Origin of the sequence: Caproiciproducens faecalis, assembly GCF_019448085.1 — a bacterium.
Classification (GTDB): Bacteria; Bacillota; Clostridia; order Oscillospirales; family Acutalibacteraceae; genus Caproiciproducens; species Caproiciproducens faecalis.
Window position 1 is genome coordinate 165693 of the sequence record NZ_JAGFNZ010000003.1, and the last position, 14181, is coordinate 179873.

Here is a 14181-nt window from a genome sequence, read left to right on the forward strand (position 1 = left end):
CCCGGTCATTGCTCATACTGCAGGTCAACCAACAGCCGGGTGAGGTCCTGGATGGCCCTTTCAAAGAGCGGCACATCCGTTTTGTTGGAGCAGAAACACGCCACAAAGGGCTGGGGCGCAAAGACGATGCCCACGTCGTGAGTGATCCCGCTGTCCTCTCCGGTCTTATGCGCAATTTTGACCTTCCCATTCAAATGGAACGGCATTTTTCCATTTAAGCGCTGATTCATTAAAATAGAAATCATTTCTTCGGAGGCCTTTTGCGAAATCAGCTCTCCGCAGTACATCTTTTCCAGTAAAAGACCGATTTCCTTTGCGCTGATATAGTTTTCCCTGCCCGCCGCGGATGCCTCTGCGTCGAAAAGCAGGCGGTTGACGGTGGTGACGGTCAAACCCAGCCCCCTCATGCGCCGGTTGATCTGTTCCATGCCGAATTTTTTAATCAGCAGATTTGTAGCCGTGTTGTCGCTCAGAATAATCATCAGGGTATACAGATCTTCCAGAGTGACCTCCAGACCGGTGTGCAGGTAGTTCAGCGCACCGCAGGAAGGCAGCTTATCCTCCTCCTGAATCCGGCAGCGCTCGTTTTTGTCGGCAGTACCTGCTTCCAGCTGTGCAAAAACCTCTGCCAGCACAGGAATTTTGATGACGCTCGCGGCTACCAGCGGCTCGCCGGAGCGAACCTCCCACTCCTCGCCCGTTGTCAGATTTTTATAATAAAATTCGGTTTTCCCCGGTATTCCGTTCAGAGTTTCAAGAATTTTTTCGTTCATAGATCCGCTTCCCAATCTGTATAAATTCTACATTATTATAGCTGTTTTGCCCGCCGGGTACAACAAAAATTTAGCCGGAAAGCATGGGTAAAGAAAACAGGGAAATACTTTCCTGTTAGAGTCACAAAACCGCCTGTTTTATTGGTTTTTCCTGGTGTTTTTATAAAAAATAACCAATATATATTCCCTGTTTGTTTATGGTTTAGCTAATCTTGTGAAGAAATTTAATAGAAGAGAAAAGAAAATCATATGGATTTTTTTCGTTTCGGCAGTTATACTATCCAATAGAACGATGCAAACGTCTTAAAATTTGTGCAATAGCACAAGAAGAGGAGACTTTGCGAACAACTAAAAGAAAGTAGGGGATTTTTTAATGAAAAAAATTGTTGCATTGATTCTGGCCACATTGATGATGGCCTCAGCAGCAGCAGGCTGCTCAAGTGCACCGGCAGCGAGCCAAGCGGCTTCTGCGGCAGAAAGCAAAGCGGCGGAGAGCGCAGCGGCAAGCACAGCGGCTGCTTCCGATGTGAACGTCGGTGTCTGCATCTACAAATTCGATGATACTTTTATGACAGGTGTCCGCAACAATATGACAGCGCAGGCTGGCACATTGGGTGCGAAGCTTGACATCGTGGATTCCCAGAACAAACAGCCGACCCAGAACGAGCAGGTCGATACATTCATCACCAAGGGCGTTACCGCACTTGCAATTAACGCAGTTGACCGTACAGCGGCTGCTCCGTTGGTAGAAAAAGCAAAAGCTGCCAGCCTCCCGGTCGTGTTCTTAAATCGTGAGCCGGAAGCGGACGTCATGAAGAGCTACGACAAAGTTTGGTATGTAGGCGCAAAGGCAGAGCAGTCCGGCACAATGTCCGGTGAAATCATTGCCGATTACTTCAAAGCAAATAAAACTGCCGACAAGAACGGCGACGGCAAAGTACAGTATGTCATGCTGCAGGGCGAGCCTGGCCATCAGGACGCTACTCTGCGCACACAGTATTCCGTACAGGCTATTAAAGATGCAGGCTTCGAGCCGGTGAAACTGGCTGCGGATACCGCAATGTGGGATAAAGTGAAAGCAACAGACCTGATGAACACCTTCATTTCCTCCCAGGGCCTTGACAAGATCGAAGCAGTCCTCGCCAACAACGACGACATGGCTCTCGGCGCAATCGAAGCTCTGAAAGCACAGGGCTACAACAAGGGCGACAAAACGAAGTATATTCCGGTAGTCGGCGTTGACGCTACAGCTCCTGCACTGGCAGCTATGGCAGACGGCTCCCTGCTGGGCACCGTTCTGAACGATGGTGAGAACCAGGGCAAAGCAACCGTGAACATCGCAGTTGCAGCTGCTCAGGGCAAAGAAATCACAAAAGATTCTGTCGGCTATGAAATCACAGACGGCAAATATGTTTGGATTCCTTATGTTAAGGTAACAGCAGAGAACTACAAACAGTTCCAGAAGTAATTTCAACTAATTCTCGGTTGAATTAGTAGTTTCAGGGGTTACTGTTCAACGGGGAATGCCGAAGCGGACGCTTTGCGTTCCCCGTTGATTTTAGCAAAAAGGAGGAATGGTGTATGGGCGAATATGTGTTGGAGATGAACAGCATTACCAAAGTATTCCCCGGTGTAAAAGCACTGGACAATGTCAGCCTGAAAGTTCGGCCGGGCAGTGTTCACGCGCTGATGGGCGAAAACGGAGCCGGGAAATCCACCCTGATGAAATGTCTTTTCGGAATTTATCAGGAAGATGGCGGAGAGATCATTTTAGACGGGAAAAAAGAAAATATTACAAGCTCTAAGCAGGCGCTCGATCTGGGCGTATCCATGATTCACCAGGAGCTGCACCCCATTCGTTTCAGGCCGGTTATGGAAAATATCTGGCTGGGGCGCTTTCCGATGAGAGGAATTGCGGTGGACCGCAGGGCCATGATCCGCAAAACCAAGGATCTTTTCAAAGAAATTGACTTGGACGTGAATCCGGAGGTACTTGCAGGCAGCCTGTCCGCATCCAACCTTCAGCTGGTTGAGATTGCAAAAGCTGTCAGCTATAATTCGAAAATTATTATCATGGATGAACCGACATCGTCTTTAACAGATAATGAAACGGAGCATCTCTTTAAAATAATCCGTCAGCTCAAGTCGAAGGGCTGTGCCATTATTTACATCTCGCATAAGATGGAGGAAATTCTGAAAATTGCGGATGAAGTTACCATCATGCGTGACGGACAGTATGTCGGCACCTGGCCATCCACGGAGCTTACCACCGACCTGATTATCAGCCGAATGGTCGGTCGCGACATGACGAACCGCTTCCCGCCCAGGACCCATACTCCGGGCAAAGAAGTTGTGTTTAAGGTTTCCGACCTTTGTTCCCCCCTTCCCAAATCCTTTCAACACGTCAGTTTTGACCTGCACAAAGGCGAAATTCTTGGAATCGGCGGTCTGGTCGGCGCACAGCGCACCGAACTGGTGGAGGCGCTGTTCGGATTGAGGGCTATCTCTTCCGGTACGGTTGAAAAAGACGGCAAGGAATTCAAAGTGAAGTCCGTGTCGGACGCCAAAGAGCACGGAATCGCGCTTTTGACAGAGGAACGCCGTGCCACGGGCGTGTTCGGCATCCTTTCCGTTCTGGACAATACCGTCATTGCCAGCCAGAAGGACTACGCGAAAAAGGGCGTGCTTCAGCAGGGCAGACGGCAGAAGGCTGCAAAGGAATCCAACCAGCAGCTGAATGTAAAAACGCCTACACTGGAAACGCTGATGCAGAATCTTTCAGGCGGCAATCAGCAAAAAGTTTTGATCGCCCGCTGGCTGCTTACGCATCCGGACATTCTGATTCTGGACGAACCGACCCGCGGAATCGACGTCGGCGCAAAATATGAAATCTATACGATTATGCTGGATTTGATCCGGCAAGGGAAATCCATCATTATGATTTCTTCCGAAATGCCGGAGCTTCTGGGCATGTCCGACAGAGTTATGGTCATGTGCGAGGGCAGGGTATCAGGAATGCTGAACCGCGATGAAGCCGACCAGATTGAGATCATGCGTCTGGCTACAAAGTTCGTCAAGTAGTGTAAAAATGAAAGTGAGGTTGCGTATGATGCAAGGAGAGAAAATCATCCCCCGGCAAAAATTCGCGATAATTTACATAGCCGTCGGCGTGGCGCTTGCGGTTATCGGAGTTATTCTGAAATTTGCCGTTTACAGCAAAAAAATGTATGACATGCCGCTGATCCTGATTGGAATCGGTGTGATCCTGTGTATTTACGCCGGGGTGCAGATGCTTACCTCGGAGCGCTTGGGAGATGTCGTGCTTTCCGGTAAGGCGGCAAAGACCTTTTTGACAAACAACGCGATTATCCTTGCGCTGCTCGCGCTGGTAGTCGTTATTATCTTTATTGAACCCCGTTTCATGCAGATCAAGGTTCTGCTCGACATTATGACGCAGTCGTCCACAAGATTGATTATCGCTCTGGGCATCTGCTTTACCCTGCTGATTGCAGGTACGGACCTTTCCGCAGGCCGTATGGTCGGTCTTGCTGCGGTTATTTCCACTTCAATGATGCAGACGGCAACCTATGCCAACCGTTTTTACCCCAATCTTCCCCAGCTGCCTGTGATTGTTGCCATTGTAGCGGCTGTAATCGCGTGCCTTTTGTTTGGTGTATTAAACGGCTATCTAGTTGCCCGCTTCGACATGCATCCGTTTATCGCGACCTTGGCGGTACAGGTTATTATTTACGGCGCATGTTCCCTGTACTTCGATCTGCCCCCGAACAATTCTCAGCCAATCGGCGGTATCCGTCCGGATTTTGCCCTGCTTGGTCAGCAGAAGTTCGTAAAATCCTTTTTCGGCGGGTTTTCCGTACTGATCCCGATTGCGCTTTTAACCACGGTTATCATCTGGTTTGTTTTGAATAAAACGGTGTTCGGCAAAAATGTTTACGCCATCGGCGGCAACCGCGAGGCTGCCATTGTTTCCGGCGTCAATGTATTTGCCACCATCATGGGTATCTTTATTCTCGCCAGCGGCCTTTACGGCATCGGTGGTGTACTGGAAGCGGCAAGAACTGCAGGAGCTACCAATAACTACGGCAACGGCTATGAGCTGGACGCCATTGCGGCCTGCGTGGTCGGAGGCGTCTCTCTGAACGGCGGTGTCGGCAAGATCCGCGGGATTGTAACCGGCGTTTTGATCTTCACAGTTATTCAGTATGGTCTTCAGTTTATCAATGTCAGCCCGATGTGGCAGCAGATCATCAAGGGCATCATCATTGCCGTCGCTGTCGCAATCGATCTTTCCAAGTACAGAAAAAAGTGATTATTCCGTTTTACGTCTCATACTATTCCCGCAAACGGCCCGTGCAGCTTTGCTGCGCGGGCCGTTTGCGCTCAGGTATTGATTGCACATCAGGCAAAATAATGGTACAATAATAACAGTTGTGGCACCGATTGGAGTGGAAATTTTATGGCACTTTACCGTGTTCTTCTTGTGGATGACGAAGAAGAGATACGAGAAGGAATTATCCGAAAAATAGATTGGAACCGTTTGGGTTACACCATTGTTGGCGACGCGGAAAACGGGCTGGAGGCGCTTGAAAAAGCGGAGCATTTACACCCGGACGTCGTCATGACCGACATCAAAATGCCGTTTATGGACGGGCTTGAGCTGGGCGAACGCCTGAGGGTGGTACTGCCTTCAGCCAAACTGATTATTTTTTCGGGATTTGACGATTTTGAATATGCCCAGAAAGCAATTAAAATCAACGTGGCGGAATACGTTTTAAAGCCGATCAATTCCAATGAACTGACGGAAACGTTAAAAAAACTGAAGCAGCAGCTTGATCGGGAATTTGCGGAAAAACGCGACGTGGAAATGCTGCGCAGAAATTATATGGACAGCCTCCCCGTAATGCGGGAACAGTTTTTGGTCGGCCTGATTGAAGGCCGCATTTCCGAGGAGCGTCTGCGCGCCCAGGCGCCCCTTCTGCGGATTGACCTTACTTCGGCGGACCAGTGGGCGGTCGCGCTTGTACGGGCGGATTCCGCACCGAAGGCCGACGCGGCCCTGCACGGGGAAGAAGAACTGATCCCGATTTCCCTGAAATGCACGGTCGATGAGATTCTGGGGTACTACTGCACCTTTACGGGGTTTCTTTATTCGGACTGCGTTGCGGTTATCGCGGAGCTGAAGCCGGAAAGCGGCATCGTTTCGCTGATGAACGGTATGAATCAGATCTGTAAATCCGCAGAGCGGGTGCTTGGCGTGAAAGTGATGGCCGGGGTTGGGACGGTGTGCTCCGCTTTGACGGAAATCCGCCATTCCTACCGGGAAGCGCAGAACGCGCTGGATTACAGCGCGACCATGGGCACCGGCAAGGTCATTTATATTGCGGACATTGAGCCGGAAACCTCTGTCAAGCTGCAGTTTGACGAGCACGACGAGCGCGAGATTACCAACGCGATCAAGATGGGCTCCGAGCAGGAGATCGCCGACCGAATTAACGCGCTCTTTACCCGTTTTGAAACGCTGCTGCTTCCGCTCAGCCAGTACCAGATTTATGTAATGGAAATGATGACCTCCCTGCTGAAGGTCATGCATGCCTATGAACTGAGTACGGAAGAAATTTTCGGCGTGGATTTCAATTATGTCAATACCATCGCCACCCTTCATTCTCCGGCAGAAATGAAGCAGTGGTGCAAAGACTGCTGTATTAAAATCAGCACACTGATTAAGCGCGAGCGAGTGGACTCTACCAAGCTGCTGGCGCAGAACGCAAAACAGTATATTGCGGGGAATTATCAGAACGCCGGTCTTTCGGTAGAAAGCCTGTGCTCGTTCCTGCACGTCAGCCCTGCCTATTTTTCAACGGTCTTTAAGCGGGAGACCGGCATGAGCTTTGTCGCGTATCTGACGGAAGTGCGCCTGCAGGAGGCGGTCAACCTGTTAAATACCACCAGCGACAAGACCTATGTCATTGCGGGCAAGGTGGGTTATACCGAGCCGAACTATTTCAGCTATGTCTTTAAAAAGAAATTTGGTGTGTCGCCATCAAAATACCGAAGCAATTGAAGCATGGGCTAAATGCCTTCGCACCGTTTTGGGGCGGGGGGCTTGGAGTTGATAAAATGCGGAAAAAAGCAAGGGACATTATCGATAAAATAACCCAGCTTCTGCAGAAAAAAAGCCTGCAGTTTACGATTTCCATCACTTTTACCGCTGTTTCGGTGGTGGGAATGCTGATTGTCGGCGGTTCCCTGTCCATGCGTTTTATCAGTTCCAGTGAAAAAATGGTGTCCGACGACAGCACGCGTATGGTCGATCAGGTCAATCTGAATCTGGACAACTATCTGCGCAACATGATGCGTATTTCCGACTCCATGTATTACCGTGTAATCAAAAATGCCGATCTGTCTACCGACAACATCAGCAACGATATGAGCCTGCTGTATGAAACAAACCGAGATCTGCTCATCAGTATCGGCGTATTTTCCAATTCCGGAAAGGTAATCGCCGCCGAGCCGCTGACGCAGCTGAAGCCTTCCGCCAACGTAAGCGGGGAAAGCTGGTTTAAAGACGCCGCGCGCAAAATTGAAAACTGCCATTTTTCCACGCCGCATGTGCAGAACCTGTTTGTGGATCCGGACAATAAGTACCGGTGGGTTGTTTCGCTCAGCCGTTCGGTCGAGCTGACCAGCGCCGGTTCTATTACCCACGGCGTTTTGCTGGTCGACATGAACTTCAGCGGGATTGAGCAGATCTGCAAAAATGTCGATTTGGGCGAGTCGGGCTATATTTACCTGATTGACGGCAGCGGGGAAATCATCTACCACCCCCGCCAGCAGCTCATTTATTCCAATTTAATCCATGAAAATAATTACGCCGCCGCGAAATACGACGACGGAAATCATAACGAGACCTTTGAGGGGCAGCAGCGGCTGGTTACGGTGAAGACCGCCGGGTATACCGGCTGGAAAATCATTGCCGTCACCCCCACACAGGATATTACCTCTAACTATCAGCAGTTCCAGATTTTTGCCCTGTTCTTTATTTTCTTTGCCATATTTTTAATGATCTTTGTCAATATGTTCCTGTCTTCCCGCATTGCCAATCCGCTCAAGGAACTGGAGCATTCCGTCAAAGAGCTGGACCAGGGGAACCTGAGCGGAGTGGATATTTCCGTTTCGGGCTCCTATGAGGTGCAGCACCTGGGTAAAACAATTCGCTCCATGGTCGATCAGCTCCACCGGCTGATGGACGACATTGTGGCGGAACAGGAATCCAAGCGAAAGAGCGAGCTGGACGCGCTGCAGTCGCAGATCAACCCGCACTTCCTGTACAATACGCTGGATTCCATCATCTGGATGATTGAAAATGAACGGTACGACGGCGCGGTCACCATGGTAACGGCACTTGCGCGGCTTTTCCGTATCAGCCTGTCGAAGGGGAAAAATATCATTACCGTGGGGGATGAGCTGGAGCATGTGCGCAACTATCTGACGATTCAGAAAATGCGCTATAAAAACAAGTTCAGCTACGAAGTTTCAGCGGAACCGGAAACACTTCCGTGCGCTACCATTAAGCTGATTGTGCAGCCGCTGGTGGAAAACGCTATCTACCACGGAATGGAATTTATGAGCGGAGACGGAGAAATTCGAATTAAAGCCTATCACGAGGGAAATGATTTATATATCGATATCATTGACAACGGCCTCGGGATGCCGCAGGAGCAGGCGGATGCGCTGTTGACAGAAGAAACCACCAAGGTCCGCGGAAAAGGCTCGGGCATCGGGCTGAAAAATGTGCAGGAACGCATTCAGCTGTATTTCGGCAGTGAATACGGGCTGGCTATTTACAGCGAACCGGACGAGGGAACCACCGCCAGAATCCATCTGCCGCTGAAATCACTGGAAGAAGCCGAAGGAAGCAAAGGGGGCGGGCCAAATGACCAGAAATAAAGTAAAAGCCTTCATCCTGATTCTGTTCGTGTTTGCAGGTTCCTTTCTGATTCTGAACCGGGACCGGTTTCTGGAAAAGAAAAACAGCGACCCTTATGAAATATCCGTGATCTGGCGCAGTAAAAGCACGGAAAGCAGCACCACCATCAAGCAGGGAATCGATCAGGCGGCAAGGGATTTTAACGCGGAGGTCAGCTTTATTACCCTTTCCGGGGAAAACAACGCGGGGGAGCAGATTTCCCTGCTTCAGCGCGAGATCAAAAACGGTGCGGACGCCATTGTAATTGCCCCTGTCAATTCCACGGATTTGAAGGAACCGATCCAAAAAGCGCAGAAGGGTATCCCGGTGGTTGCCATGCAGTCCACGGTGACGACGATCAAGGATCTTCCCTCTATTTCATGTGACAATGAGAAGCTGGGCAGCGCGCTGGCAGAGACTATCCTAGAAAATTCGAAGAGCCACGGTCATATTGCCATCCTGCGCAACAGCATGGACTGCAGCAATATTCAGCAGCGTTACCTCGGCGTGCTGAAAACACTGAAAACCGCAAAGGATGAAATAGAGTACTGGGAAATTCCAAACGACTCCCAGGAAGCGTACGATACCGTAAAGGGAATGCTGCAGACCAGTCAGGCGGACACTCTGGTGGCGCTGGACGCCACCACGCTGGAAGCCGCCGCGAAAGCGGAAAAGGATCTTTTGAAAACAGGCAGCGCACAGGTGAAAATTTACGGAATCGGCCGCACAAATACGGTGGTATCGCTGCTGGAAGAGCAGATCATCAATTCCATTGGGGTGGAGAACGAGTATAATCTGGGGTATCTCAGTATTCGCACCGCGGTGGAGAAAATCAATAAGGCGCAGACAACCGGTCAGTCCAATATTAACTTTGCGATTGTAAACCATGAAAACATGTATAATTCCGACAATCAGAGGCTGCTTTTTCCGTTTGTAAGATAATGGGGGAGAGAAATGAAGAGCTTTATCAGAATCATGGCCTTGGTACTTCTCACCGCAATGCTTCTTCCTATGTCCGCCTGTGATTCAGGCAGAACGAGCGGTAAGGTGGAAACGGTAAAAATCGGCATTTCGCTTTACCGCAAGGATGATACCTTTGTGGCAAGTCTTTGCACCTACCTTGAAAAGGTGGCTAAACAGAAGGAAGCCGAGTCAGGGAAAAAAATTGTGGTCAACATGGTGGACGGACAGTCCAGTCAGGCGCTGCAGAACGATCAGGTGGACAGCTTTATTTCGCAGAATTACGACGTAGTTTGTGTCAATATGGTTGACCGCACCGCCGCGGCGGTGATTGTGGACAAGGCAAAAGCGGCCAATATTCCGGTGATTTTTTTTAACAGGGAACCGGTGGAGGAAGACCTGCGCCTGTGGGAGCGGGCCTACTATGTCGGAGCTGACGCGGCGGAGTCCGGCCGCCTTCAGGGGCAGATCATTGCGGAGGGCTTTGCCAAAAACCGCGCTGAAATCGATAAAAACGGCGACGGCAAAATTCAGTATGTTATGCTGGAAGGCGAGCAGGGGCATCAGGACGCGCTTCTCAGAACGGAATATTCCATTAAGGCCGTGACCGGGGCGGGAATTCAGGTGGAGAAGCTGGCGAACGACACTGCCAACTGGCAGCGCGCGCAGGGGTCCGCAAAAATGACCCAGTGGCTCGCAAAATTCGGCAGCCGGATCGAAGTCGTTTTCTGCAACAACGACGATATGGCGCTCGGCGCCATTGACGCGCTGAAAGACAGCAAATCCAAGGTGCACCCCGTGATTGTCGGAGTGGACGCAACGGAAAGCGGGCTGAACGCCATTAAGGACGGCAGTATGTTCGGGACGGTCTTTAACGACGCACAGGGACAGGCAAAGGCAATTTTTGATTTATCCTACGCGCTTGCCTCAGGGGAAAGCCAGTCTTCTCAGTTAAATATCCAGAGCGGGCATTATATCCGAATTCCTTACCGTGCGGTTACGGAAAGCAACGCTGATGAAATCCTGAGCATTCTGAAGGAATAAAAAAGCAGCGCCGGAACTCCGGCGCTGCTTTTGAATAGATCCCTTATTTGTTTTTTATAAAATTCCAGCTGTCACGGCACATTTCGTCAAGTCCGTACTTGGCTTGCCAGCCAAGGTCGTTTTTGGCTTTGGAAACGTCCGCGTAGCACTCGGCAATATCCCCGGGGCGGCGGGGGGCAATCTGGTAATTGACCTTTTTTCCGCTGGCTTTTTCAAAGGAGTGAACCACGTCCAGCACGCTGCTGCCTTTTCCGGTTCCAAGGTTGTAAGCCTGTGCGCCGTCGATCTGCGGCAGCTTTTCCAGCGCTTTCAGGTGTCCGGCGGCAAGATCGCACACATGGATGTAGTCGCGTACGCCGGTGCCGTCCGGGGTCGGGTAGTCGTCGCCGTAAACGCTCAGGCAGGGGAGCTTTCCAACCGCTACCTTCATGATATAGGGCATCAGGTTGTTTGGAATACCGTTCGGGTTTTCGCCGATCAGGCCACTCTGGTGCGCGCCGATGGGGTTGAAGTAGCGAAGGAGCGCAACCTTCCAGTTTTTATCCGCAAAGCAGAGGTCCCTTAAAATATTTTCGATCATCAGCTTGGTTGTGCCGTAAGGGTTGGTGGTGGAAAGCGGCATATCCTCGTTGAACGGCGCGGTGTTGTTCATCCCGTAAACCGTGGCGGAAGAACTGAACACCAATTGGTAGACCTCATACTGCTTCATCAGGCGGAGCAGGTTGATGGTGCCAACCAGGTTATTGTGGTAGTATTCCAGCGGCTTTCCGACTGATTCGCCGACTGCTTTCAGTCCGGCAAAATGGATCACGGCGTCTATTTTGTTTTCCTTAAAAATCTTTTCAAACCCGTCATAATCGAGCATGTCGCATTCATAGATGGGAAAAGTCTTATTGGTGAGCGTTTCCACGATCTTTAAAACGTCGGGGGAGGAGTTGCAGTAATTGTCCATGACTACAATTTCATATCCGTTGTTTAAAAGCTCAATGCAGGTGTGGGAACCGATGTACCCTGCGCCGCCGGTAACCAATACTCTCATTTCTGATTCTCCTTATAACGTTTGTATGCCTCGCGGAGTTCCTGTGCGGTCTCTTCGGGGCAGGTGGGGTTGCAGCTGGCCCATGCGCCTGTTTCGCTGGAGGCGTTGAATTTCTGCTTTTCAGCGCTCCTCATCGGCGGAAAAAATTCAATGTGGAAATGAAAATCCTTTGAATAGTCGCCCATGTTGACGGGAGCGTTGTGCATACACATCATATACGGGAAGCGGAACCCGAACAAGCTGTCCAGCATCCCGACAGTGTCGCGGATGGTCAGCCCGAGGGACGCCTTTTCTTCCTCGGTAAAATTCGTCATATATTCCGTATGACGATTGGATATAATGTATACGCCGTAAGGATATTCGCTGTAAAACGGAAGAAAAACGGTAAAATGTTCGTTGCTGAAAATAATTCGCTGGTTCTCCTTCCGTTCGTTTTTGAGCATGTCGCAGAACAGACACTCGTGCCTTTCTTCATAATACTCTTTTGCCGCGCTGGTTTCAAGTTCCAACTTTTTTGGCAGAAACGGGTAACCGTAAATCTGGCCGTGGGGGTGGGGCATGGTAACGCCCACCAGTTCCCCGCGGTTCTCAAACGGGAATACATATTTGATTTTTTCATCGGCGCGCATCGCGTCAAAGCGCTCGCACCATAAATCCACCAGCTTTTTCATATGACTGTCGGAAAGCTCCGGCAGGGTCACTGTGTGGCCGGGCGAATATAAGATGACCTCGCATTTGCCGTAGCTTGGCCGTACCTTGAAGAAATCCGTCGCAACGTCGTCCGGCTCCGGTGGATTCTGTGAAAGAGCGGGAAAATCATTGTCGTATTTCATTACGTCGTAGTCCGGCACATTGCCGAAGCTGGGGCAGAACGGGCAGTAATCCTTGGGCATCTGCGGGCGGTTCTGCCTGTTGGAAGCGATCATAATCCAATCCTTGATTAAAGGATGCCATCTTAACTCAGCCATGAAAAAGTCCTCCCGAAATTCTTAAAGTATCTTTGTGCCGCCGACCGGGCGGATGGACAGGATGTGGCAGCTTCCCTCGCCCAGTACCGCTTCCATTTTCTCCACGAATTCGCCGAGAAATTCCTGCGGTACAAACGTCTGTACCGTTCCGGCAAAGCCGCCGCCGTGCACACGGTAAGCGCCGCCAACACTGCTTAAAAACCTCTCGCAGAGCGCCAGCGTCAGGGACATACCCTGATCCTGCACATGCGCGGGGGAAAATACATTCTGCAGGTACATATAGGACGAATATCCGCTTTCAATAATCAGCTGCTTAAATGTATCGAAATCGTTGTTCTTTAAAGCTGCGACTTCTTTTTGAACCCTTAAACAGTCGTTATAATAGTGCATGGCGCGCAGCACCGCGCGGTCTCCCGCTTTTTCCCGCAGCGCGGGAATGTTCTGATACAGCATTTCCTCCGGTACCTCCGACAGTACCTCTTTTCCGAAGAAGGCTGCCACCTTGCGCATTTCGGCGGGTACCGCCGCGTAGTCCGGGGTCAGGTCGGCGTGGTTGCCCTTCGTGTCTATGATGCAAAGAGCGTAGCCGCATTTTGCAAAGTCAAAATGAACCTGCTCAACCTTCGGGGACTCCGCGTCCATGAAGTCGATGGTGACAAACCCGCCGACGGAGCTGGCCGCCTGGTCCATCAGCCCGCAGGGCTTTCCGAAATAAACATTTTCGGCGTACTGGCTGATCTGCGCAATTTTGAGCGCGCTTTCTTTTCCGCCGCAGAACAAATCGTTGACGATGGTGCCGATCAGTACCTCAAAGGCGGCGGAGGAGGAGAGGCCGGAACCCGCAAGCACATTGGAGGTCGTGTAAGCGTCAAATCCGCCTACAGGGTAGCCGAGCTGAGAAAAGCGGCTTAAAACTCCGCGAATGAGCGAGACGGATTTGTTGCGCTCGCTTTCTTTGACATCCAGTTCCGCTGCATTTAAGTTATCCATGGGGTAACCTTCGGATTTTACCTGTACCCGGCCGCTGTCGCTGACGGCAACAACCGCAATCACGTCGAGGTTTACGCTTGCCGCGAGCACGCGTCCGCGCTGATGGTCGGTGTGGTTGCCGCCCACTTCCGTTCTGCCGGGCGCGCTGAAGATGCTGATGTCCCGATCCCCGCCGAACAGTTTTTCAAAATTTTCAACCGCAAGCAGCAGCCTTCTGCGGTAATCCGCCGCTTTTTCGTAGTCGCAGACATAAAGATAGGATAGGTTTTCATCCAGTTTTCCCTGAGAAATCCATTCTTTTACTTTTGCAGACAGCATTTTGTTACCCCCTGTATTTTTTTAATGAGGACAAAAATAATGATTATGCAATATCCGACTATATTCTATTCTAATCATCGGCTGTTTGCAAGGACAATATAC

At 50.6% G+C, this 14181-nt stretch carries 11 protein-coding genes; 7 read left to right on the forward strand and 4 right to left on the reverse strand.

Going from position 1 to position 14181, the window contains the following annotated elements:
- Window positions 1–5 precede the first annotated feature (5 nt).
- Window positions 6–773, reverse strand: coding sequence for a serine hydrolase (locus tag J5W02_RS09520; protein ID WP_219965453.1), 768 nt, complete (start codon window positions 771–773; stop codon window positions 6–8).
- A gap of 373 nt (window positions 774–1146) precedes the next feature.
- Between J5W02_RS09520 and J5W02_RS09525 the strand changes: the two genes are divergently transcribed.
- The 7 genes from J5W02_RS09525 to J5W02_RS09555 all read left to right on the forward strand — a co-directional run bounded on the left by J5W02_RS09525 (window position 1147) and on the right by J5W02_RS09555 (window position 10764).
- Complete coding sequence (locus J5W02_RS09525; protein ID WP_219965454.1) at window positions 1147–2241, forward strand: galactose ABC transporter substrate-binding protein; 1095 nt, start codon at window positions 1147–1149, stop codon at window positions 2239–2241.
- A 113-nt stretch (window positions 2242–2354) separates the two neighbouring features.
- Entirely contained in the window at window positions 2355–3854 is a 1500-nt protein-coding gene (locus J5W02_RS09530) for a sugar ABC transporter ATP-binding protein (RefSeq protein ID WP_219965455.1), read from the forward strand.
- A gap of 208 nt (window positions 3855–4062) precedes the next feature.
- Window positions 4063–5103, forward strand: a complete 1041-nt coding sequence (gene mglC, locus J5W02_RS09535; protein ID WP_407928374.1) for a galactose/methyl galactoside ABC transporter permease MglC — start codon at window positions 4063–4065, stop codon at window positions 5101–5103.
- A gap of 147 nt (window positions 5104–5250) precedes the next feature.
- Entirely contained in the window at window positions 5251–6855 is a 1605-nt protein-coding gene (locus J5W02_RS09540) for a response regulator (RefSeq protein WP_219965456.1), read from the forward strand.
- A 56-nt stretch (window positions 6856–6911) separates the two neighbouring features.
- Window positions 6912–8741, forward strand: a complete 1830-nt coding sequence (locus J5W02_RS09545; protein WP_219965457.1) for a sensor histidine kinase — start codon at window positions 6912–6914, stop codon at window positions 8739–8741.
- Window positions 8728–9702, forward strand: coding sequence for a substrate-binding domain-containing protein (locus tag J5W02_RS09550; RefSeq protein ID WP_219965458.1), 975 nt, complete (start codon window positions 8728–8730; stop codon window positions 9700–9702). Before J5W02_RS09545 ends, J5W02_RS09550 begins: the two co-directional genes overlap by 14 nt.
- A gap of 12 nt (window positions 9703–9714) precedes the next feature.
- A complete protein-coding gene (locus J5W02_RS09555) occupies window positions 9715–10764 on the forward strand; it encodes a galactose ABC transporter substrate-binding protein (protein WP_219965459.1) in 1050 nt (349 codons plus the stop codon).
- A 43-nt stretch (window positions 10765–10807) separates the two neighbouring features.
- On the opposite strand, the gene galE is transcribed toward J5W02_RS09555, so the two are convergent.
- The 3 genes from galE to J5W02_RS09570 are packed head-to-tail and all read right to left on the reverse strand — an operon-like array spanning window position 10808 to window position 14079.
- The gene (galE, locus tag J5W02_RS09560) at window positions 10808–11803 is read right to left on the reverse strand and encodes a UDP-glucose 4-epimerase GalE (RefSeq protein WP_219965460.1); all 996 of its coding nucleotides are present in this window, start codon (window positions 11801–11803) and stop codon (window positions 10808–10810) included.
- On the reverse strand, window positions 11800–12771 hold the full coding sequence (galT, locus tag J5W02_RS09565) for a galactose-1-phosphate uridylyltransferase (protein ID WP_219965461.1): 972 nt from the start codon (window positions 12769–12771) through the stop codon (window positions 11800–11802). The genes galE and galT overlap by 4 nt, the downstream gene beginning before the upstream one ends.
- A 21-nt stretch (window positions 12772–12792) precedes the next feature.
- The gene (locus tag J5W02_RS09570) at window positions 12793–14079 is read right to left on the reverse strand and encodes a galactokinase (RefSeq protein ID WP_219965462.1); all 1287 of its coding nucleotides are present in this window, start codon (window positions 14077–14079) and stop codon (window positions 12793–12795) included.
- Window positions 14080–14181: the final 102 nt, after the last annotated feature.